Annotated in this window: 15 protein-coding genes and 4 pseudogenes; 10 read left to right on the top strand and 9 right to left on the bottom strand. The window is 70.4% G+C overall.

The genetic code is table 11. The features are described from left to right. Positions 1-199 precede the first annotated feature (199 nt). The 3 genes from ACFVXK_RS15900 to ACFVXK_RS15890 are packed head-to-tail and all read right to left on the bottom strand — an operon-like array spanning position 200 to position 3844. The gene (locus ACFVXK_RS15900; protein WP_389612099.1) at positions 200-1696 is read right to left on the bottom strand and encodes a hypothetical protein; all 1497 of its coding nucleotides are present in this window, start codon (positions 1694-1696) and stop codon (positions 200-202) included. After that, positions 1693-2712 (bottom strand): hypothetical protein, encoded by a 1020-nt coding sequence (locus ACFVXK_RS15895; RefSeq protein ID WP_389612098.1) that lies wholly within the window; start codon positions 2710-2712, stop codon positions 1693-1695. The genes ACFVXK_RS15900 and ACFVXK_RS15895 overlap by 4 nt, the downstream gene beginning before the upstream one ends. A 52-nt stretch (positions 2713-2764) precedes the next feature. Beyond that, positions 2765-3844: a polyprenyl synthetase family protein gene (locus ACFVXK_RS15890; protein WP_389612097.1), complete on the bottom strand. Its 1080-nt coding sequence runs from the start codon at positions 3842-3844 to the stop codon at positions 2765-2767. Between the two features lie 625 nt (positions 3845-4469). Between ACFVXK_RS15890 and ACFVXK_RS15885 the strand changes: the two genes are divergently transcribed. The 4 genes and pseudogenes from ACFVXK_RS15885 (at position 4470) to ACFVXK_RS15870 (ending at position 10097) form a co-directional block, all read left to right on the top strand. After that, complete coding sequence (locus tag ACFVXK_RS15885) at positions 4470-6107, top strand: CocE/NonD family hydrolase (protein ID WP_389612096.1); 1638 nt, start codon at positions 4470-4472, stop codon at positions 6105-6107. A 599-nt stretch (positions 6108-6706) separates the two neighbouring features. Then, positions 6707-7413, top strand: a pseudogene (locus ACFVXK_RS15880) (ATP-binding protein); the annotation flags it as partial. 81 nt (positions 7414-7494) lie between these two features. Continuing rightward, on the top strand, positions 7495-7914 hold the full coding sequence (locus tag ACFVXK_RS15875) for an Imm51 family immunity protein (protein ID WP_389612119.1): 420 nt from the start codon (positions 7495-7497) through the stop codon (positions 7912-7914). Between the two features lie 824 nt (positions 7915-8738). Next, positions 8739-10097 carry a hypothetical protein gene (locus ACFVXK_RS15870; protein ID WP_389612095.1) on the top strand — a complete coding sequence of 453 codons (1359 nt, stop codon included), beginning with the start codon at positions 8739-8741 and terminating at the stop codon, positions 10095-10097. 121 nt (positions 10098-10218) lie between these two features. Here the strand turns inward: ACFVXK_RS15870 and ACFVXK_RS15865 are convergent, their stop codons facing one another. Beyond that, on the bottom strand, positions 10219-11754 hold the full coding sequence (locus ACFVXK_RS15865) for a hypothetical protein (RefSeq protein WP_389612094.1): 1536 nt from the start codon (positions 11752-11754) through the stop codon (positions 10219-10221). 419 nt (positions 11755-12173) lie between these two features. Here ACFVXK_RS15865 and ACFVXK_RS15860 point away from each other — a divergent pair, with 419 nt between their 5' ends. Both ACFVXK_RS15860 and ACFVXK_RS15855 read left to right on the top strand, forming a co-directional pair. Beyond that, entirely contained in the window at positions 12174-12827 is a 654-nt protein-coding gene (locus tag ACFVXK_RS15860; protein ID WP_389612093.1) for a hypothetical protein, read from the top strand. Between the two features lie 53 nt (positions 12828-12880). Next, positions 12881-13062, top strand: a pseudogene (locus ACFVXK_RS15855) (hypothetical protein); the annotation flags it as partial. A 270-nt stretch (positions 13063-13332) separates the two neighbouring features. On the opposite strand, the gene ACFVXK_RS15850 reads toward ACFVXK_RS15855, so the two are convergent. Continuing rightward, a complete protein-coding gene (locus ACFVXK_RS15850) occupies positions 13333-14097 on the bottom strand; it encodes an NAD(P)-binding domain-containing protein (protein WP_389612092.1) in 765 nt (254 codons plus the stop codon). Positions 14098-14284: 187 nt separating this feature from the next. Then, positions 14285-14458: a hypothetical protein gene (locus tag ACFVXK_RS15845; protein ID WP_389612091.1), complete on the bottom strand. Its 174-nt coding sequence runs from the start codon at positions 14456-14458 to the stop codon at positions 14285-14287. 410 nt (positions 14459-14868) lie between these two features. On the opposite strand from ACFVXK_RS15845, the gene ACFVXK_RS15840 reads away from it, so the two are divergent. Continuing rightward, entirely contained in the window at positions 14869-15198 is a 330-nt protein-coding gene (locus ACFVXK_RS15840) for an ankyrin repeat domain-containing protein (RefSeq protein WP_389612090.1), read from the top strand. Positions 15199-15318: 120 nt separating this feature from the next. Here the strand turns inward: ACFVXK_RS15840 and ACFVXK_RS15835 are convergent. Next, a pseudogene (locus tag ACFVXK_RS15835) lies at positions 15319-15487 on the bottom strand (IS110 family transposase); the annotation flags it as partial. A 470-nt stretch (positions 15488-15957) separates the two neighbouring features. On the opposite strand from ACFVXK_RS15835, the gene ACFVXK_RS15830 reads away from it, so the two are divergent. Continuing rightward, positions 15958-16533, top strand: a complete 576-nt coding sequence (locus tag ACFVXK_RS15830) for an AAA family ATPase (protein ID WP_389612089.1) — start codon at positions 15958-15960, stop codon at positions 16531-16533. 112 nt (positions 16534-16645) lie between these two features. On the opposite strand, the gene ACFVXK_RS15825 is transcribed toward ACFVXK_RS15830, so the two are convergent. Then, positions 16646-16975: a hypothetical protein gene (locus tag ACFVXK_RS15825; protein ID WP_389612088.1), complete on the bottom strand. Its 330-nt coding sequence runs from the start codon at positions 16973-16975 to the stop codon at positions 16646-16648. Positions 16976-17742: 767 nt separating this feature from the next. On the opposite strand from ACFVXK_RS15825, the pseudogene ACFVXK_RS15820 reads away from it, so the two are divergent. Beyond that, positions 17743-17874: pseudogene (locus ACFVXK_RS15820) on the top strand (ABC transporter ATP-binding protein); the annotation flags it as partial. Positions 17875-17918: 44 nt separating this feature from the next. Here ACFVXK_RS15820 and ACFVXK_RS15815 read toward each other — a convergent pair. Continuing rightward, positions 17919-18830 carry a LysR family transcriptional regulator gene (locus ACFVXK_RS15815; RefSeq protein WP_389612087.1) on the bottom strand — a complete coding sequence of 304 codons (912 nt, stop codon included), beginning with the start codon at positions 18828-18830 and terminating at the stop codon, positions 17919-17921. Between the two features lie 143 nt (positions 18831-18973). Between ACFVXK_RS15815 and ACFVXK_RS15810 the strand changes: the two genes are divergently transcribed. Beyond that, entirely contained in the window at positions 18974-20179 is a 1206-nt protein-coding gene (locus ACFVXK_RS15810; RefSeq protein ID WP_389612086.1) for an MFS transporter, read from the top strand. The last annotated feature ends 133 nt before the right edge of the window (positions 20180-20312 follow it).

Genomic DNA, 20312 nt, shown 5'->3' with positions numbered 1-20312 from the left:
GGCGTGGAACGGGAAGTTCTGGGAGCCATCCACGTCCCGAATGTCTCCGGTGTTCGCCAGCCGACGCGGTTCCACATTCGTCCTCGCCCAGCAGGGCCGCGGGGCCGTCCCGCACGGCCGGACCCGCCGGAGGGGCGTGACTGTGCACGCCGAGGGTCCGCTGGCTCACCGACCGCGCGGGGTGGTGGCGGCCGTCTCCTCAGTCGAGTGTGACCTGCTCGATGCGGGTGAGGGCGGTGGCGTGGAGCAGGGGAACGAGTGGTTCGACGCAGTAGAGGGTCTTTCCCAGCCAGAGGGGGACATGGCGGGGGACGTCGGCGGTGAGGTGGCGGTGGGCATGGCGAAGGGCTCGCGCCAGAGGGGTTGCGGGGTCGGGTGGGACGGTGAGGGCGGCGGTGAGGCCGAGGACGGCGTAGCCGGTTTCCTCAGCGGTCGAGCCGTGCGTGCCCCATCCGCCGTCCGGGTTCTGGGCGGTGAGGAGGCGGGTGGTGGCCCTGTCGTGGAGGGCGGTGGCGAGGGGGTGGCCGATGTGCGCGGTGACGCGGGCGAGCTCTCCGAGTGCGTACAGCGGTGAGAGGTGCCATTTGCAGCCGATGGTGGCGGGGTCGTCGAAGGCTTTGGTGAGCCAGGTGAGGACGTCGGTGAGGCGGTCGGTGCGTTCTTCCAGAGCGAGGGCGTGGGCGACGTGGATGTTGGTGGTCAGCGAGGCGTCGTGTTCGAAGTGGAAGGTCAGGTAGCAGCCACGGGTGGGGTCGTAGAGGGAGTCGAGGTTGGTGGAGGGGGGTGGGGTGCGGCCGTGGAGGCGGGCGGCGACCATGGCGCAGGCGGTGACGTCGGAGTCGCCGGGGATGGTGGCCGGGCCGTGGGGCCGGATGGAGCCGAGTGAGCCCATGAGGCCGGAGGGGTCCGCCAGGTCGTGGATCAGGGCGTCGAGGGCGTGGGAGGGCAGGGTTGTGCTGGGGCCGGTCTCGTTGGTGAACAGGCTGCTCCACAGGCTCGTGAAGTAGGGGACCCAGTCGAGGTAGGCGATGTCGGGGGCCTGGCGGGCGTGTACGTAGTCGCGCAGGCTGCGGAGTGCCGGTGTCGGTGGGGTTCCTCGGCGCTCGGCCTCCAGCAGGAGCAGTGCGGAGGCGCCGGGGGCGTTGGCCACGGAGCCGTTGGGGGCTTGGAAGGCGTCCAGGAAGGCTTCGAGGTCGATGTCGTCGTCGCCCAGGACGCGCTCGGCGCAGTACCCGGCGATGGACACGGCCGGGTCGAGGAACCCGTCCCACACCTTCATGCGACGCCACTTGCCGGCTTCGCGCTCGATGACCTCCCGGACGGGCGGGGGGTGGGGAGCCGGTGGGCCGATGTGGAGGGCGTGGTAGGTGTCCAGCGCGCCGATCAAAGCGCCGAACGTCAGGGTCTCCAGAGTCCGCCGGGGGTCGGCGGGCACGAGACGGGGCAGGTCGGCCAGGGAGCGGTCGGCGACCTCGGTGTCGCCGGCGTGGTGGAGGGCGAGGGCGGCGCTGTAGGTGGAGAGGTAGGCGTCGTACCAGTTCACTTGGGGGTCGGCGCCCCAGGTGGTGGGGGTCGTGCGGTGTTCGCTCAGCCACTGGACGCATGCCTGCTGCTGGGGGCCGTCGACCAGAGCGGTGACGGCGATGTCGTAGACCGAGGGCGACAGTTCGCGGACAGGCGGGGGCGTGTGCGTCATTGCTGACTTCCTTCGTCGGTCGTCCCGGTTTCGCCAGGTGTGTGGCAGCGAGGTGTGGGGGCGGGCAGTGCGTAGCGGGTGGTGAGGGCGAGGCGGTGCCAGTGGACGACGCCCGCGGCCCAGGCGGCCAGCGCGCGGCTGTAGGGGCCCGTCACGGGGTCGTGGGCGCAGGTGTCCCGCAGGCGGATGATCGTTTCCGCGCAGGCGCGGGCCCGGGTGGCGTGGTCGGGAGCCCCGCTGGGGGGCGGGGCGGGAGCGAAGGCGGTTCCGCGGGCCTCCTCGATGGGGTGGGAGGCGAGCCGGCCGATGTGCAGCACCAGGTCGGCCGCTGCCGTGCGGCCCCGGCGGATCCGCTCGCCATGGAGGGGATCCACGCGGGACGGGCCGTGAAATGTGGCTTCCAGGAAGGTCAGGCTGACCGCGCTCTGCGTGGCGTGGCGGAACATGGCCTGGTACTCGTCGAAAGCCGGTGGCGTGGCGTCGGCGCGGGCGGATGCTTCCCATGCGGCGGCGAAGAGGTAGTCGCGGGCGGCCTGCCGGACGCGTTGGGCCACGGGCTGCGGGAGGAGGGAGTCGGCTTCGTCGAGCAGTTCGTGGAGAGGGTCCGTCCACGGTCCCGGGAGCCGTTCGGTTTCGGCGAAGTCCTGGAGGGTGCGCCAGACGGGGGCTGCTTGCCGCAGGAAGGCGGGCAGGTCGCGTGCGGCGTTGTCCTCGGCGACCGTGTCGTCGAACGCGATCAGGTAGAGGGCGAGGCGGGAGATGAGCCGTGCCACGCCGAGGGGCACGTGCGGGAAGGACGCCGCCGTGCCAAGGCCGATGCGGGAGGCCCGCAGCCGTCTGCGTCTGTCCCGGTCTCCGATGGGCAGGGCGGCGAGCCAGGCGACGGTGGTCGCTTCGATCTCCTCGGCGAGCGGGTTCGTGCTGATGGGCAGCAGCACGGTGAGCTCGTCGAGGACGGCACGGATCTCCTGCGCCACGCCGTGCTCGGGGCCGCGAGGCGGGGTGGTGTGCGCCATGGGAACGGCAGGGTCCTTTCGCGTTCGGCGGTTCGCCGCTGACGGGCCGGCCTCAGGAGGTCCGGTGGGTGGCCGAATCGGCGAGGTGGTACAGCAAGGCCCGGGCCCGGGGGGTGATGGCGGGGTGTTCGAGTGCGGTCAGGGCTTGTTCGCGTCGTCGGCTGATCATGGTTTCGACGGTCTGGCGGGCACCGGTGCCGGTGAGGATGCCGCGGACGTGGGCGGCTTCCGGTTCGGTGAGCTCGCGGTTGCCGATCAGTCGGCGCAACTCCTCGCGGTGGGCGGCTCCTGCCGTTTGGAGCGCGAGGGAGAGCAAGACGGTGTGCTTGCCCTCGCGTAGATCGTCCAGCGCCGGTTTGCCGGTCTCCTGCGGAGTTCCGAAGACGCCTAGGAGGTCGTCGCGGAGCTGGAAGGCCTCGCCGATGGGCAGCGCGTAGGCGCTCAGCGCCTCGTGCACGGTATCGGGCGCGTCGGCGAGGGCGGCGCCGATGTGCAGCGGGCGCTCCACGGTGTATTTGGCGGTCTTGTACCGGACGATGCGCAGCGCCCGCTCCACATCCGTGGTGGGGTGTCCGGCGGTGGTGACGTCCAGGTACTGGCCGTACATCACCTCACTGCGCATGGCGCTGACCAGTGGCAGCACGGCGGCGAGCTGAGCCGGGGTGAGGGCGGCGGAATGGAGGAGTTCGTCCGACCAAGCCAGGGCCAGGTCACCGATGAGGGTGGCGCAGCTGGCGCCCACCCGTTCGGCGTCGGCGATGCTGCGGCCGTGTTCGTGGTGCCGGGCGAGTTGTCGGTGGAGCGTGGGGGCGCCACGGCGCATGCCGCTGTCGTCCATGACGTCGTCGTGGATGAGGCAGAAGGTGTGGAACATCTCCAGCGACGCCGCCGTCCGGATCACCGGTTCCGGAACGCCTTCACCGCCGGCGGCCTGCCAGCCGGTCACACACAGCAGGGGCCGCAGCCGCTTCCCACCTCTGGCCAGGAAAGCGCGCAGACACCCGGTCACCTCGGTCGGCATCCGCAGTTCCGCCGCGGCAGCGGCCTTCTCCTCCACGAAGCCCGCCAGCACGGAGGTGACCTTCCGGCGCAACGCGGCCACATCCGGCAGACCGGAGGCAGCCGCCGTCATATCCCCTCCCTCGGCACGACCGCCGGGACGGCCCGCGAGAGGAAGAGGGCCTCCTCCGCCGAGAAGGGAGCGGGCGCCTCCACGCAGCACGCCCCGACCTCGGAACGCCGAGCCCGCACCCCTCCGCCCCGCCGGGGCCGGCACGCACCCACGGACGCAGGCCCCAGCGTTTCCCCCCGGCACACCGCGTTACTAGACGACCGGGGCCAAGCAGCGCAGGTCACAAGGCCGTAGCAGGGAGGAGCCGGGCATCGGCCACGCCCGGCGCAACAAGATCTAGACACACCCCCAGCAAAGGCAATCGCCGCTACTGGGAACAGGCGGGCACGTGGGGCGCATGGGTGCACCACAGGGCGTTCGCGCCAGCTGGCAGCCGTTTCGACGGCGAACCGAGCCGGCACCCTTCTGCGCGGGGTCACTGGCCGAACGGCCCCTGGCCTGGAACGTTCGCTCGCGCCGATCTTTCTTGATCGCTTCCGGTCAATCGCGAAGCGCGTGCGCGTGCGGCGGATCGGTCTGCCGATACTGAAGCCGCTCCGGGCCCCGCGCCGTGTCCCACGGTATGGGTGACCTGGGCGACGACAAGCAGAGACGGACCGACGTGGCGTTAGAGGGCGGTAGGCACATGGCATCGGAAGGTCTTTACCCGCAGCTGGACGAGGCGGCGCTCACGCAGTTCGTCACCGCGCTGGAGGGCGGTGGCACCTCGACGCTGTCCGCCGAGCTTGCCGAGGAGGCGAGCCGGGCCCGCGGGCTGATCCAGCTCTCGAAGGTCCAGGTGCCGGTCGACGGCGCTCGGCTGGACGGGGCGCTGTGGCAGCCGAAGGGCGCGGGGCCGTTCCCCGTCGTGGTGATGCCCGCGCCGTGGGCCGACCTGGGCTGGATCGCGTACGCTGCGCAGGCGACGCAGCTCGCGGTCAAGGGCTACATCGTGCTGGCTTACACGCCCCGCGGGTTCGGCAAGTCCACCGGCGAGGTCGAGGTCGCGGGCCCGCTCGACGTCCAGGACGGCAGCGCCGTCATCGACTTCCTGCTGGCGAACCTTCCCGCCGCCGACCCGAGCCGGATCGGATTCCTCGGCGACTCCTACGGCTCCGGCATCAGCCTGCTCGTCGCCGCAGACGACCCCCGGGTGTCGGCGGTCGGCGCCCTGAGCACCTGGGGCAGCCTCTTCGAGGCGTTCCACGAGAACGGCACCCGCCACGTGGCCTCCGTCGCCGCCCTGGAGGGCGCCGCCGCCAACGCCCGGCTGAGCAAGCGGACCCAGTGGGCCTTCGACCAGGTGCAGAACAGCGAGAGCATCTCCGACGAGGTCCGTGACTGGGCGAACGAACGCTCCCCGCTCACGCACGCGGACAAGCTCAACGAGCGGCGAGTGCCGGTCTTCTTCTCGCACGCCTGGCACGAGACGCTCTTCCCCGTCAACCAGACGCTGGAGCTGTTCAGCACGCTCACCGCTCCCAAGCGTCTCGACCTGGCGGTCGGTGACCACTCCTCCCCGGAGATGTCGGGTCTGATCGGCCTGCCCAACCGGATTTGGACCGATGCCCACCGCTGGCTCGACCAGCACCTCAAGGGCGCGGACAACGGCATCACCGACGCCCAGGTCGTCAGCGAGGTCATGTGGGGCAAGCCCCTGCTGCCCACCCTGGAGTCCCACCCGGACTGGGAGGCGGCGACCGGGACCCCCGCGCGCCTCCACCTGACCGGGCCCGCGGTCGGCGCCACCGACGGCGGCCTCGCCGACAAGCCCCAGAACGGCTGGACCACCGTCCTGTCCACCGGCACCGACACACCGGCCACCGTGGCCGACGCGATCATCAAGACCGGCTACGCCGAAATGCTGGGCAAGCCCAAGGTCTACCCGACCCACCAGATCAGCCGCACGGACGCCGCCGTGTGGGCGGGCGAGACCCTGACCAAGACGGCCAAGGTCCGCGGAATCCCCCGGCTCCGGCTGACCTTCCAGCCGAGCGCCGCGAGCGCCTCGTTCGTCGCCTACCTCTTCGACGCGGCTGCCGACGGCAACGCCTCGATCATCACCCACGCGCCCTTCACCGTCCGGGGCGCCACCCCGGGCGAGCCGGTCGTCGCGGACATCGCGCTCCAGGCCGCCGGCTACGACGTACCGGCCGGCCACCGCCTGATCCTCGTCCTCGACACCAAGGACCCCTTCTACAGCGACGCCAACCAGGCCGGCGCCAAGCTCACCCTCTCCTCACCCGAAGGCAAGCCGTCCTACCTGGACCTGCCCCTCGCCTGACCCGGCCCCGCATCACCGCAACCGTCCCCGGGGTGGTGGCACAGGACGATCCTGCGCCGCCACCCCGTCGACGGCGATGCGCCGCCGCTCGGCTCGGGGCCGTGCACCGTGGGGCTCTGGCTCAGCCCGCAGGACTGAGACAGCACGCAGTTGTCCGCCCCCGGTGAGGCCAGTGTTATGAAACCCGCAGGTCACAGTACGGATGGGACCAGCGCCCCAATGGGAAGTCGGCCTAGGGATGTTCCGCACTGCTGGTTGGCGGTCGCGTCGACGACCGCGGGCCAAGCGGGAGGGGGCGACCGTGGGGTGTTGGGCTATCCGCGCTGTCCACTTCCTGGATGTCCCCGCGGGCGGTTGTCGGGGCAGAGTGTCCTACCTGGGGTGAGCCGCTCGTGCGGGAGGGGAGACGTTTATGCCGGGCGTAACCGTGTGTGCACCGTGACGGTCACCGGGCCAGCACCGGCTCTGCCTGGGCCGGAGCCCAGCGAGGTGGTCAGCCTGAACGCCCACCGGGCCGTCCGCCTCCCCACCGACCAGCGTCCCCTGCCCTCTCTCGACCGCTGGGACCAGCTGCTGAACCGCTCCAGGAAGGACGCGCAATGACCGGCCTGCACCACAACCTGACCGAGACCGCCTCCGACGCAGCGATCGACACGCCTGCCGGGTCCTGCGGCTGCCCACCATGCGAGCCCAGTTCCCCGACCTCGTCGCCCGCGCCGAACGCGACCATCTCTCCTCCCGGGGGTTCCTGGCCGAGCTGCTGATGGCCGAGGGCGAGGACCGGGACCGGCGACGCTCGGAGCGACGGATTCGGGCGGCTGGCTTCCCCCGCCAGAAATGGCTCTCCGACTTCGACTACAGCGCCAACTCCAACGTCGTCCCGGCTGTGGTCAACAACCTCGCCACCTGCGAGTGGGTCAAGAAGGGTGAGTCGCAGTGCCTGATCGGGGACTCCGGAACCGGCAAGTCCCACCTGCTGATCGGGCTCGGGACGGCGGCGGCCATGGCCGGCTGCCGCGTCCGCTATGCCCTGGCCGCCAAGCTCGTCAACGAGCTCGTCGAGGCCGCCGACGAGAAGCAGCTGTCCAAGACGATCGCCCGCTACGGGCGCGTCGATCTTCTCTGCATCGATGAGCTGGGCTATCTCGAGTTGGACCGGCGGGGCGTCGCCTCGAACGAATCGTTCGGAGGCTGGACCAAGACGTTCACCGCCCCGCGGCTCTGCGCGGCCATCGTCGACCGGCTCACCTTTAACGGCACCATCATCGAGGCCGGCACCGAGTCCTACCGACTCGCCCAGACGAAGCCAGGACGGCAAAGGCGAACACCCGCTCAGCCTGACGAACCGCCCCGTCCAGACCAGGACCAGGGCACCTACCATCACCGCATGATCGACCCATCAGCCCTGGCACCGTTCCACCTGGACGAAACCGGCGAACCTGACCCCTCCCACTGCCTCTATCTCTTCGTCGGCGACATGGAACAGCTCGCCGACGTCTTCGAGGAGCACAACGCCGAGAGCAATGACAGCGCGGACACGCTCCACTTCGGATCAGAAGCTGGCACGTTCGTCGTTTCAAGCAGCGACCGCAAAGCCCTCACGGACCTGGCTGTCCTCTTGTACTCCGCCTTCCACAACCGCGAACTCCTCAGCCAGTACGTCCTGACGGCCGACCCACGCTTCCTGCCCCGACAGGCCAGTGAGTGGGGCCAGGACTGGGCTCTGGCTCAAGTTCTGTGGCCGGTGACGCTGCGTGGTGATCGATGTTTGGGTTCGGCGGTCTTACGGGCTCGTTGTCAGCGGTGAGTGCCATGATCGGTTCTATGGGAGCGGGTGCGGGGGAGTGTCGGAGGCTGCTGGCACGATGCGTGCATGGATCTCGTACACCCGCTCGACGGCCTGGATGCCCGGCCCTGGTCTTCCCTCTCCCATGCGTACGGCAGCGCGGAGGACCTTCCCGATCTGCTGCGCGCTCTGACCGGCGGCGACGCGGGCGCGGCGGATGACGCGCTGTCGGAGCTGTACGGAAGCGTTCTCCACCAGGGGACGGTCTATCCCGCCAGCGCGGAGGCGGTGCCGTTCCTGACTCGGATCGCGGCGGCCGGTCACCGCACGGCAGACGTGTTGGCGCTGCTCGGCGGCATGGCAGAGAGCGAGGACGAGTCCGGGGTGGAACCGGGCGCGGTCCGGGCGGCTGTAGCGGACGGGCTCCCTCTGCTCCTGCCGCTCTTGACCTCCCCGGAGCGGGATGTCCGCCGGACCGCGGCCTGCACGGTGTCCCATACCCGCGCGACCGCGATCGCGCTCCCCGCCCTCCGCGCACGCTGGGACGAGGAACCTGAACCCTTCGTGCGTGCGGAGGTCCTGAGAGGGATCGCGCGACTCGACCCACGGGAGGGGGCGGCGGCGGCCGCCACCGTCCTGGACGAGTCCCATCCGGCCGAGGTGCGCATGGCCGCCGTGTTCGCCTCCCTCGATGCAGGCGTCACGTGGACCGAGCCCCTGCACACGACGATGTTGTCCTTCTGCCCGCCGACTCCCTGCGCTCTGACCTCGACGTCGAACGCGGCGAGCCATTGGCCGCCGCCGTCGAGGCACTCCTGGGCCGGGGCAGCCGGATGGAGCGCAAGATGGCTTTCGCGCTGGTCGACGCAGCCCTGCACGATGGCCGGCCCGAGGTGCGAGCCGAAGGCCTCTGGGCGGCCGACCGCGCCTGCATGCTCTCCCGCAGTGCCCCGCGGAGACTCGTGTGGAACCTGCGAGCGGCAGCCGTCGACGAGGCGTCGGTGGTCGCCATGTCGTCCCTCCTGGGCCGAGTGGGCAGCGTCGCCGCACCCGTCGCGGACATCCTCGCCGCCCTCGCCGGCCGGAACCCGGATCACGACGACGACCATGCCGACCGGGCCCTGGCCGCACTCGTACTGATAGCGCCCGACCAATCGGCCCCGCTCCTGGCCGCCGGCCTCGGGAGGCGCCCGCGGGCGCTCGATGCAGCCTCCGAGCTCCAGAGCCCGGAGAGTTCCGCATTCCCCTACAACGGCGAACTCCTCGACGCGGTCCGGGGCCGCCTTGCCCGGCCCGAGGCCCTGAGCGGCAACGAACCCTGGCAGCTGACGAACCTCCTGGCAGGGTGGGGCAGCGAGGCAGCGCCGGCGTTGCCCGAACTGTGCGCGGCGCTCCATCATTTTCCCGGCCAGGCCGCCCAAGCCCTTGCCTCCGTCGCCGCCCACTGCGCCCCGGCGGACCGGGCTCGGGCGATCACCTCGTTGCGGGCGGTGGCGGCCGAGCTGGGAGACCTCTCCGTCACGAAGGCCCTGCACGACCTCGACGGCGAGATCGCGCCGCTGCTGCACTGCCTCGAACAGGCCCTCCGGCCTGGATTCCACGCGCTCGGGGAGGCTGCCAGCATCGCTGCTGAGCTCGGTCCCCGGGCAGCCGAGCTGGAGCCTGCCCTGCGCCAGGCGCTCAGCGGAACGGCCCCCGCACTGGATGCGGACACGGCCCTCGCTGAGGCTCTGTGGCGTGTCACGGCGGACGCGGACGCGGTAGTCGCCGTTCTGGACTCTGTCTTCGCGCGCGCCGAACAGAACCCCTGGTCCCGGTGGTCCGTGGTGCGGGCCGCCCGTGTGATGGTCCTCCTCGGCCCTGCGGGACGGGCGCTCGCTGCCCGCCTGGAAGCCGCTCTCGACGATCCTGCACAGGCACCGGCCGCGGTGCTGGCCCTTACGGCCGTGGGCGAACCCGCCTCGCTGGACCGCACCGCGCTCGCCGAAGCCGCCTTGCGGTCGGCCGAATCGGACGCCGATCCGGAGGGCGCATGCGACGCTCTGGAAGCACTTGGCCCCCACACACTGACCGGAGGCCAAACGCGCCGGCTTGCCGCACTCGCCAACGGCGACGCCCGGGTGGTCCGCTCGGGCGTCGAAGATCGCATCATCGGCCAGGACGAAGCCTTCCGACACCGCGCCAGGGTGCTCCTCACCGCCTGACCCTGCAACACCCTGAACTGCCGGGCCTCGTCGGCCGGACGGCCCACCTACGACGCTCAGTCACACCTGTGACCGAACGCTTGAGTTGGCGGGGTTCACCGATCGAAGCGCTCAGAGGCCGTCACGTGGTGGTGGAGCAGACGAGGATCCGGCTGTCGCGGGTCCCGATGAGGAGTCGCCCCGACGGGGTGACGGTGAGCGCCGTGGGGATGACGGACACGTCTCCGAGGGTGAGGTGGTCTCGTCGGAGCACGGTGCCGTCGTCGAGGCTGAGAGCGACGATCTCGCCGTCGTCGTAGGCGGTGAAGACCGTGCTTGCGTCGGCGGTCAGTGCGGTTGCGGAGCGGTCGGTGCGGAAGACCCATCGAGGTGACCCGTCCGAGGCATCGCGTCGTACGACGAACGAGTCACCGGGCTGGCGCCGCTGCCGGAAGACCGTGCCCGCGTGGACCAGGCTCCCGTCGGCGGCTTCGACGCCGGGCCCACCGAAGTGTTCTTCCTCAGGAACCCAGGAGTAGGGGAACAGCCTTCGTGTGTCCTTCTGCGCCGGCTCGACCGGTCGGCCGGACTCGCGTCCGGATGTCAGCTCGGCCGTGGCCACCCAGGGGACTCCGGGGTGCGAACGCCGGGTGCCCTCCTGCTTCGCGTAGGACAGGAACCAGGTGCGGCTGGCGTTCCGGACGCGCAGGGCAGCCCTGGCGCAGACGGGTACACCCTGGATCCAGTACCCGGCGGAGGCAAGGACCGGTTCACCGTCCGCCGCACGCGACAGCGACACGTAGCCGGACGGTGCGACCTGGTCCACTTGCGCACCGTCCGCCAGAGACAGCCGGACCACAGACTGCAGGCGTCGCCGGTCGTGTCTTGCGGGGCGCATGAGGGAGACCCAGGCTGAGCTCTCGTCCCGGGCCACGGCAATCTCGCGGCCCCCTTCGTCATCCGGGACGGCCCATGCCCGTTCCCCCGACGGGAGCCAGCACTCCAACTGCACTCCGTCGAGCGTGGCGAGGATCCGGCCGTCCGAGAGTTCTTCCACTGCCTGAACAGCGAGACGGGGCTCCCAGTCCGGTCCGAGCTCGGTCACCAGCCGACACGCGGCTGCCCTGCCATCGGGACGGGCCGCTGGCACCCGGGGGCCGGCCAGCTCGTTGGGCGTGATGGACCTGGGCGGCACCAAGCTCCAGTCGGACCGGCGTACCACGGCAGTGTGACCGTGCGTGTGCGCTTCCTCGTCCTGCGAGTCATCGGGCGGGGCCACAAGCACGCGAAGTCGCTGCTCGTCGAGCCATTCCAGCCCCTGGACCTGACGCCCGTCCATATTTTCGAAGGCCGAGACGGTCGTTCCCGTCCTCAGGTTGAGCAGGAGCAGTTCACCGCCGAAGAAGTACCCGCCGTCGTAGGCACCAGTTCCGACGGCGAGCAGCGGCAGGGTGGGGTGGAAGGCCATCGCCTGGACCCCGAGGCGAGAGCGGATCTGTGCACGGCAGGACAGGGCGGCGGTGTCGTAGATTCCGACTGTCGGGTGCTCGGAAAAACGGTGCGTACCCGCCACAGCGAGCAGCCCCTGCCGTCCGTCAACCACGGTAAGGGTGGGGTGACCGATCTCGGCGAAAGAGCGGTCTCCGAGAATCCGGTCGACGGAGAACGAATAGGTCATGGGGACGATCTTCGCAACACCCTGCGAAGGACAAAAATGAAATCCTGGCCTACGAGCCGCCGGCGACCTCAGCCCATCAGCGCAGTCATGGGCGGCGGCACGCACGCCCAGGCGGGCTGTGTGGCTGTCCTGTGCCATCGAACTTTGACGGACGCGAGTCGGCACTTCGATTGTCCGACGCGGCTGACACTATCGATGCTGTGAACGGCATACGTACCACCCCACCGCGGCCGTGCGACGTCAGCGCGCTTTTCCCTGAACTGACGCCGCTGGCTCGCACTACGACACGGCTCCATCCCCGGCCTGGCTCTCCCTCGCCCTACGACAGCTCGGTCGGCGGGCCGCTGCTGTGGCCCGCCTCGCAGCCATGGCCGTACTGCGACAAGTGGCACGAGGGCCCGGTGTCTCCGCTGGTGCCCGTGGCCCAGCTGTACGCGCGCGACGTTCCTGAGCTGCGGCCGCCCCGACGGGCCGATCTGCTTCAAGTGCTGTGGTGCCCCTCCGAGCACCCCCCGTTCCTCAAACCGACGACCAAGCTGTTCTGGCGGACAGCCGCCGACGTCAGCAGCGTCCTCACCTCACCGCCCACTCCGACCGACGTCCAGGACGGCTACATGCCGAAGCCGTGTGTGCTGTCCCCGGAGCAGGTCACCGAGTACCCCAACTTCCTGGAGTTGAGCGAACAACTACGAGAAAAGGTCAACGACTGGAGCGCCTGGCGGGCGGCCGGCATCGTGATGGACGATGCCTACGAGGAGCCGCAGGAGTACTACTCCGACGAACTGTCCGAGGCCCCGGGGTGGAAGGTCGGCGGGTGGCCGCCGTGGGGCCTGACCGACGCCGCCGACCGGTTCTGCATCAACTGCGGAACCGTGATGGCCCCGCTGCTGACCATCGCCTCGGAGGAATCCCGCGACTACCGGAGGGGCTGGGTTCCGGCTGAGGAGCAAGGCATCGCCGTGATCGACGACGACCCTGTGCACAACCCGCCCGGCATCCAGGTCTCCAAAGGCAACCATCTACAGCTCTACTTCTGCACGACGTGCTCCCACCACACCAGCATGATCCAATAGACCAGGCAGGAGCTGTGTCAGGGGCTGCTGGCAGCATCACCGCTGTGAGCGCCATGTTTACCACCCCGTCGCGGCCGTTCGACGTCACCGTGCTTTTCCTCGACTGGCCCCGCTGGCCCGTACGGCGACCCGGCTGCACCCGCGGCCGGGACCACCGATCGTGCACGACAGCTCCGTCGGCGGGTCGCTCCTGGGGCCCGCCGAGGAGCCATGGCCCCACTGCGACGAGCCACACGACAGCAGGGCCTGTTGGGGCCGAGTGAACATGCAGGCAATCGGGCGGATCATGTTCGGGCGAATCCGGAGGCGGGCGTCATGCAACGACGGCTCGTGGAGAGGGCTCGTTGCCTTCCCGCCCCAGCGCCACGCCTCGTTGTCCACGGCCATCAGGGACAGCGGCCCGCACCCTCGGGTGTGGGCTGATCTGCTGGGGGCGCCTGTGCTCACTCCTCTGACTGGTTGAGTGGGTTCGGGAGGTGGGGTGCGGGGGTCTGTGCCGACGCGGCTATTTGAGGTCTGCGAGGAGCGCGTCGAGCGCCTTGGTGAGGGCCTCGGTATTGGCCGGGTCGAACCACGTGGTGCGCAGGCGCTCGTTGAGTCCCTTCGGTGTCTCGTGGTCGCCCGCGAGCTGCTGCAACGAGCGCGTGTCGTCGCCCAGCGCGCGCCCGACGTCCTGGAAGAGACCACGGAGGTAGCGGTCCGCCCCCTCGGGGGAAATGCCCTGCCGGACGGCCCAATCGGCGAGCGTGGCCAGGTACTGGTAATGGGTGGTCAGCGTGCCCGTGAGCATTTGGAAGACGTTGAGGGTCGCCTCGTCCGCGACGGGGAGCGTCCCACCGAGGCCATCGAAGAGGTCGTCCACGGCCGGGTGGAAGGGACAGGTCGCGGTGACGGACCGGCGCTCGCGCGCGGAGGGCAAGGGGATGGCGCGTACCACGGGGGCATCGGTGCCCAGCATGTGGCGCACCTCGCTGATGGCGACACCGGTCATGACGCTGACCACGACCCTGTCCTCACCGACCCGGAGTCCGGAGAGGGCCGCGACACGGTCCTGGGGGCGGACGGCGAGGATCACCAACTCTGAGCGGTTCAGCACGTCCTGGTTGTCGGCGCACACATACACGGTCGGATAGCGCTGCGACAGCTCGGCGGCTGTACGGGCGCCCCGTGGCGAGAGGTAGAGCTCCGGTGGCTCCTCGACGCCCTCACACAGGCCGTCCACGAGGGCCCGGCCGATCTCGCCTACGCCGATGATCCCGATCCGTTGCACTGTTTCTTCCCCTCGTTTTGCCAAGCGATGGCCCATGCTTCGATACGCGGGCCGCCGATTGTAAATGTGACAGAGCTTGCCTGATGTCCCGGCGACGGATGTGCAGGGCTGCTTCGACGGCCTTGTCCATGCCACCGCGCGGCACCGCGGACTACTCGGTCCCAGGGTGACCCCACAAGCTCGAAGGTCATTTCGTCAGAAGTTCATGACAGGAGCGGAGTTCCGCCTTGGCCGTGACCGCCAGGGCGTTGATCGTCAGCAGGCAAAGCAGTGCCCAGGCCGGGATGAAGCCGCCGGTGAGGTCGACCAGCAGGCCCAGCACGGGGCGCACGGCGATGATGGCGATCTGGTTGACGGACATGGCCAGACCCAGGGCGAACCCGGTCTTGTCCGGCGGAGCCGCTTCGGGCCTTCACGACGGCGATGCCGTCCGCGAGGGAGGTATCGACGCGGTACGCGGTACGGGCGGTGTGCGCGGCCTGCAGGAGGGGCGGTCGTTCCCAGTCCCGCGCGAGCTGGACGAGGGGGCCGGAGTGCGCCTTGTGCTGCCACGATCCCCGGTGCTCCTGTCGTGCTGCGCTTTCCCAGTCATCGGCTGCCCCTGTCGTCGACTCGGACCGACGCTATCGGCACGGTGTGACGACCGTCCGGGGGACAGCTATTTCGTCATCGGGGGAACGGGCCTTGGGCAGGTGCTGACTGCCCTGTTCCGGATTCTGCCCTGGGGGGCGGCTCCGGGGGGCCCTATCTCCTTCGTCAAGCTCGGAGAGGATGGATGCCATGGTGGATGCGGGGCAGGGGCTGGACTGGATGGGTCGCTCGACAGTGCATTACTGCGCTGTGCAGGGAGACGTTGTTGGCCTGCGTGAGGCGCTGGTGGGCGGGGCGGATCCGGACCTGGCAGACAAGGCAGGCATGACGCCGCTGCATTTTGCCGCGCAGTCCCAGAGCGCGCTGGCTGCCGAGTTGCTTCTGGTCGCGGGGGTGATGGTGGATGTGGGCGACCGTGACGGCAACACGGCTATCGAGGCGATCCGGCAACGCTCCAGGTGCTGCTGGCGGCGGGAGCCGATCCCGAGCGGCAGAACGCGAAGGGCGTGAGTCCGCGTGCTCTGGCCGACCTGATCGGCAACTACGACGTGGCGGTTCACGTTCCTGGTGCAGGCGAGGAGCGGTAGCCGCCAGTCCGTCTTCTTGCCTGCTCATCACGCTGGTGCAGCTGGGTTCGTTGAAGGTTCCGTCCCGGAGCACGGCGATGAGGACGTCGACCCGGCGTCGTGCGAGGCAGAGGAGGGTCTGGGTGTGATGTTTGCCCGTAGGCGGCGAGGTGGCCTACGGCCGGGAAGGTGCTGCCGTCGCCGACCTCGATCAGGATGCGGGCTCCGGTCCTTGGAAGGAGGGCGGTCCTCGTCCGCCTCGCCAGCCAGCTCCTCGGCTCCCTCGCGGAAGTCCGCCATCACGACGTGACCGAGCCCCTCACCTGGGCGGACGACGAGAGCTTCGACGGTGTCCTGCTCACCTTGGTCCTTCACTACCTCCCGATCGGGTCAGCACGCTGCGGGAACTCGCCCCGCGTCCTGCGGGCCAGAGGGCAGGTCGTCGTCTCGACCAGCCACCCCACGGCGGACTGGCTTGCCTACGGCGGCAGCTACTTCACCAGCGGCTTCATCGAGGAGCCCCGGTCGAACGGCATGACACACCGCTATTGGCACCAGCCCCTTCCGTCGATGGCCCGCCACCATCCAACCGACCACGAGAAACTGACCCGCCAGCCTGGCTTCATGGCCGTCCGGCTCCGCAAGCAGCACTCTGGAACCTGGGCTCCATCCCGGCCGCCTCCACCACCTCTGGAGTCCCCCCGTGCCTATCCAACGTCCGCTCCTGGCCGTGGTCAGCGGTCCGCCGGCGACCGGCAAGACCACCCTCGCCCGGGAACTCGCCCAGCACCTGGGCTGCCCCGCGATCCTGCGCGACGAGATCAAGCAGGGCATGGTCATGAACCACCCCGATCACGACCTCAATGGTGACGCCCCGCTCAACATTCCGGCGCTGGAGGCGTTCTTCGCGACGATCGCCGTACTTCTGCGGGCCGGCTCGACCGTCGTCGCCGAAGCGGCCTTCCAGGACCGGCTCTGGCGCCCCGGACTGGAGCCGCTCACGGCCTTCGCCAACCTACGGATCATCCGGTGCACCACTCCCACGTCCACCATCGCCCGGCGCATCTCCGACCGTGTCCACCACGACAGCCACCGGGTCGCCCATGGTGACAAGGCCCTGCTCGCCGACATGGAGGCCGGCGTGTACGACCCCGACCGGTTCGTTCCCATCAGCTTGAGCGCCCCCAGTCTGCTGGTCGACACCTCCGACGGCTACGCGCCCGGCATGGCAGAGATCCAAGAATTCGTGCTGCAGCCGGACCACGAACACACAGGATGAGGATTCCCCGGGGGCGGGTAAGGGTGCTGTTTCGTGGGGCAGCCAGGCCTCGTCGTGGAACTCCTGCGAGAACTGCTCACGACCCGCATTGCGCCCAGCCGGAACCAGGTAGTCACAGCCACTCGTTGATGACTGCGATCAGAACCGTCGCCTCGTATCGGACCGCGAGCTTGTCGTACCTGGTGGCGACAGCACGGTGCCTCTTGAGGCGGTTGATCCCGCACTCCACGGCGTGGCGCTCGCGGTAGTCGACCGGGTCGTAGCGCGGTGGCCGGCCGTCCCGGGAGCCGAGCTTTCGGCGGTTGCGTGCCTGGTCAGCCGTGTCCGGGATGGTCCAGCGGATCGCGCGGCGGCGCAGGTCGTGGTTCCAGGTCGACGTGAGCGCGTTGGCCGACGACCGGCCCCTTCCCGTGCAACCGTTCCTGCGCTGCGCGCAGGACACGACAGAACGGATCGGCGCCGTGCACCTCACCGCGGTCCAGGTTCTTCTGCCGGTGCAGGGTATCGACGCCTCGGCTCGCCCGCCGTACGCACTGGTGCCTCCATGAAGACACGGGCTGGTTCGGGGAATGCGACCCCGGGGCACGGGCGCCGCTGAAGGTCCGCATCGACGGCGGCGTCGACCCGGCGATCCCCTCGTTGGCGTCCCAGTTCGCCCGCCGCATCGTTCCTGCGGACCAGCATGTGTTCGCCGGCCACATCGATGAGGTCGTTCCCCCAGGAGTCTTCCCGGGGCCGCCGTTCGACGACCGCTTCTGGAAAGGTCCACCGTCGCACGGGGTGACGCTCTCCGGCGCGTTGGCGGAGTGGTCCTGTGACGCTGTCGGCTGGCTCGCTGCGACGGTGGCCGACTCGGCCGCTCACCTCGGCATCCATACACCAGTGCTGTGCACCGTCGTGCGGGGCTGACGGCCCGGTAGGCCTCGCTGCCAGAACGATCGCCTGCGAGATGGTGGGCGCAGGGCAAGGCATGGACGGTGTGGTGGAGGCCCTCAGCCCCTGTTGAGGCGGAGGGCGCTGCCGATGTTCTGCACGATCTCGACTTGCGAGCAGCGGGTATCGCCGGAGCAGGTGGCCTGCACGCCCCCTCACCGGTGATGTCGATGCCCTCCCCGAGGACGCGTACGGAGGCGCGGAACGCCCGGTGTACGTGCCGGTCGTTTGCGCGATGCCGCCTCCGAATTGGAGCAATCGTCAGGAGTTCCGGATGGCCCCTTCATCATGGAGCTGCTGCGGGCGGTGGTCCGCAGCGAGTCGGTCACCATCCTCGTCGCCGCCGGCGACCCCAGCCTGATCGAACTCGCCGACCGCGTGGTGGAACTGCGCGACGGCCACGTCATCACCCCAGAGCCCGGTCACCACCGCCGGCGGGCCCGCGTCGGACGCTACGCGGCCGGCTGTGAGGGGGCGGTGGCTTCGGCGAGGGCCTCGGCGAAGGCGGAGGCCTGGGCCGAGGGCCTCTGGCGGTGGCGGATCAGGCCCAGTTCGGAGTCGGGCAGGCCCTGCACGGGGATGAAGGTGAGGGAGTCGCGGCGGCCGTGGTACTCGGCCGTCGAGCGGCACAGCAGCATGGCGCCGCGGTTGGCCGCGGTCAGGCTCAGCCCTTCCTGGAGGGTGTTGACGCCCGGCCCGGCCGGCACGGTCAGGCCGCCCGGGGTCAGGGCCGGCGCCTGGGCGCTGCGCCAGTAGTCCGGGGCGCCCCCGCCGATGCCGATGAGCAGGCAGTCGGCGAGTTCCTCGGCGGACAGCGACTCCCGGGCGGCGAGCGGGTGCCGCACCGACACGGCGAGGGTCTGCGGCTGCCGCGAGAAGACCGGCCCGAGGACCAGGTCGTCCTCGGCCACCGGAAGCAGGACCACCGCGCAGTCCACCTCCTGGCGGCGCAGCGGCCCGAAGGGGTCGGAGAGCGGGATCTCCACGATGTCGATGGCGCATTCGGGGTAGAGGTCGCCGAAGCGGGCGATGGCCCGGCTCAGGTAGTCGTCGACCGTTCCCTGGAAGCCGATGCGCAGGACCCCGCCCATCCCGCGGGCGGCGGCCCGCGCGTCGTCGACGGTGGCGCGCAGGGCCTCGTACGCGGGGCGCAGGCCGGCGAGGAAGCTCTCGCCGAGCGGGGTCAGTGCCACCCGGCGGCTGGTGCGTTCGACGAGCGGGGCGCCGATGCGGTGTTCCAGCGACCTGAGCAGCTGGCTCACCCGGCTCTGCGAGACGTACAGCCGTTCCCCGGCCCGGCCGAAGTGCAGCTCCTGGGCCAGGACCAGGAAGGCCTCCAGTTCCCGTATTTCCACACCGCTCATGCTGTTCCCTCCATGATGTCCCTTTCTACACGGCTTGCGCACGGCAGGTCCCGGCACGGCCGTGGTTCATCGAGTAGCCCAGCTCATCGAAGGATGAGGGATCGGCCGTTGTTCCCGCAGGTCGCGGCGGGTTGGCTGAGGGCATGGCACAGACTGAGGAAATTGCGGAGACCACAGGGGGACCCGAATGGTCCGCGGCACGCGGCTGGATGGGCGTCGCGGCGGTCGCGAGCGCGACGTTCACCGTGGTGACGTCGGAGATGCTGCCGGTGGGCCTGCTGACGCCCATCGGCGACGCGCTGGAGGTGACCGAGGGTACCGCCGGCCTGACCCTGACCATCACCGGTCTGGTGGGCGCGGTGTCGGCACCGCTGCTGACACCGCTGCTGGGACGGTTCGACCGGCGGACCGTGCTGTGCGCGCTGATGGCGGTGCTGACCGCGGGGAACCTGCTCGCCGCCTGGTCACCGCACTTCGCGGTGATGGTGGCCGCCCGCGTGCTGGTCGGCGTCGGCATGGGCGGGGTCTGGGCGATCGCGGCGGGGCTGGCGGTGCGGCTCGTGCCGCCGAAGTCGGTCGGGCCGGCGACCTCGCTCGTCTTCAGCGGGATCGCCGTGGCCTCGGTGCTCGGGGTGCCCGCGGGCACATACATCGGTGAACTGGCCGACTGGCGGATGGCGTTCGTCACCGTGGGCGTGCTGGCGCTGGTGGTGCTGGTCGCGCTGGCAGCCCTGCTGCCGAGGCTCCCCGCCGAACAGGACATGCATCTCGGGGGTGTGCTGCGGCTGTTCGGCAGCCCCCGGGTGCGTACGGGACTGGCCGTGGTGGCCCTGCTGGTCACCGGCCACTTCGCCGCCTACACGTACGTGCGGCCCGTCCTGGAGGAGGTCTCCGGGGCGAGTGCGGGGATGATCGGCACCCTGCTGCTGGTGTACGGACTCGCCGGCGTCGCGGGCAACTTCGCCTCCGGTGCGGGCGCCGGGCGTTCGCCGCGCGGCACCCTGCTTGCGATCAGCGCCGTGCTGGCGGCGACGGTCGCGCTGATGCCGCTGCTCGGCGGCTCGGTGCTGAGCGCCGGGGCGCTGCTCGCGGTGTGGGGGCTGTCGTACGGCGGAGTGTCGGTCAGCACCCAGACCTGGCTGCTGGCCTCGGCGCCGCAGGCGCGGGAAGGTGTGTCCGCCCTGTTCGTCGGCGTCTTCAACGGGGCCATCGCCCTGGGCGCCCTGCTGGGCGGGCTGACCGCCGACGGGATCGACGTCACCGCCGTGATGTGGCTGGGCGGCGGCCTGGCGGCGGCCGCCCTCCTGGTGACCGCGCTCGGCAAGTCCCCCGACTCCGGCCGGCTTTGAGACCGGGCCCGGCGTCCTCCCCCGGGTCGCGCCGCCCCGTACCGGGGTCGGCGCGGGCGGGCGCCCGGGGGACACACCCGCCGGCCCCCCCCCGGGGCCGGCCGGGAGCCCCCCCCGGGGGACCAGAAACCCG

Origin of the sequence: Streptomyces sp. NPDC058157, assembly GCF_042884105.1 — a bacterium.
Taxonomy (GTDB): Bacteria; Actinomycetota; Actinomycetes; order Streptomycetales; family Streptomycetaceae; genus Streptomyces.
The sequence above is the reverse complement of the archived record's forward strand: the minus strand, read 5'-3'. Positions and strand labels throughout refer to the sequence as shown.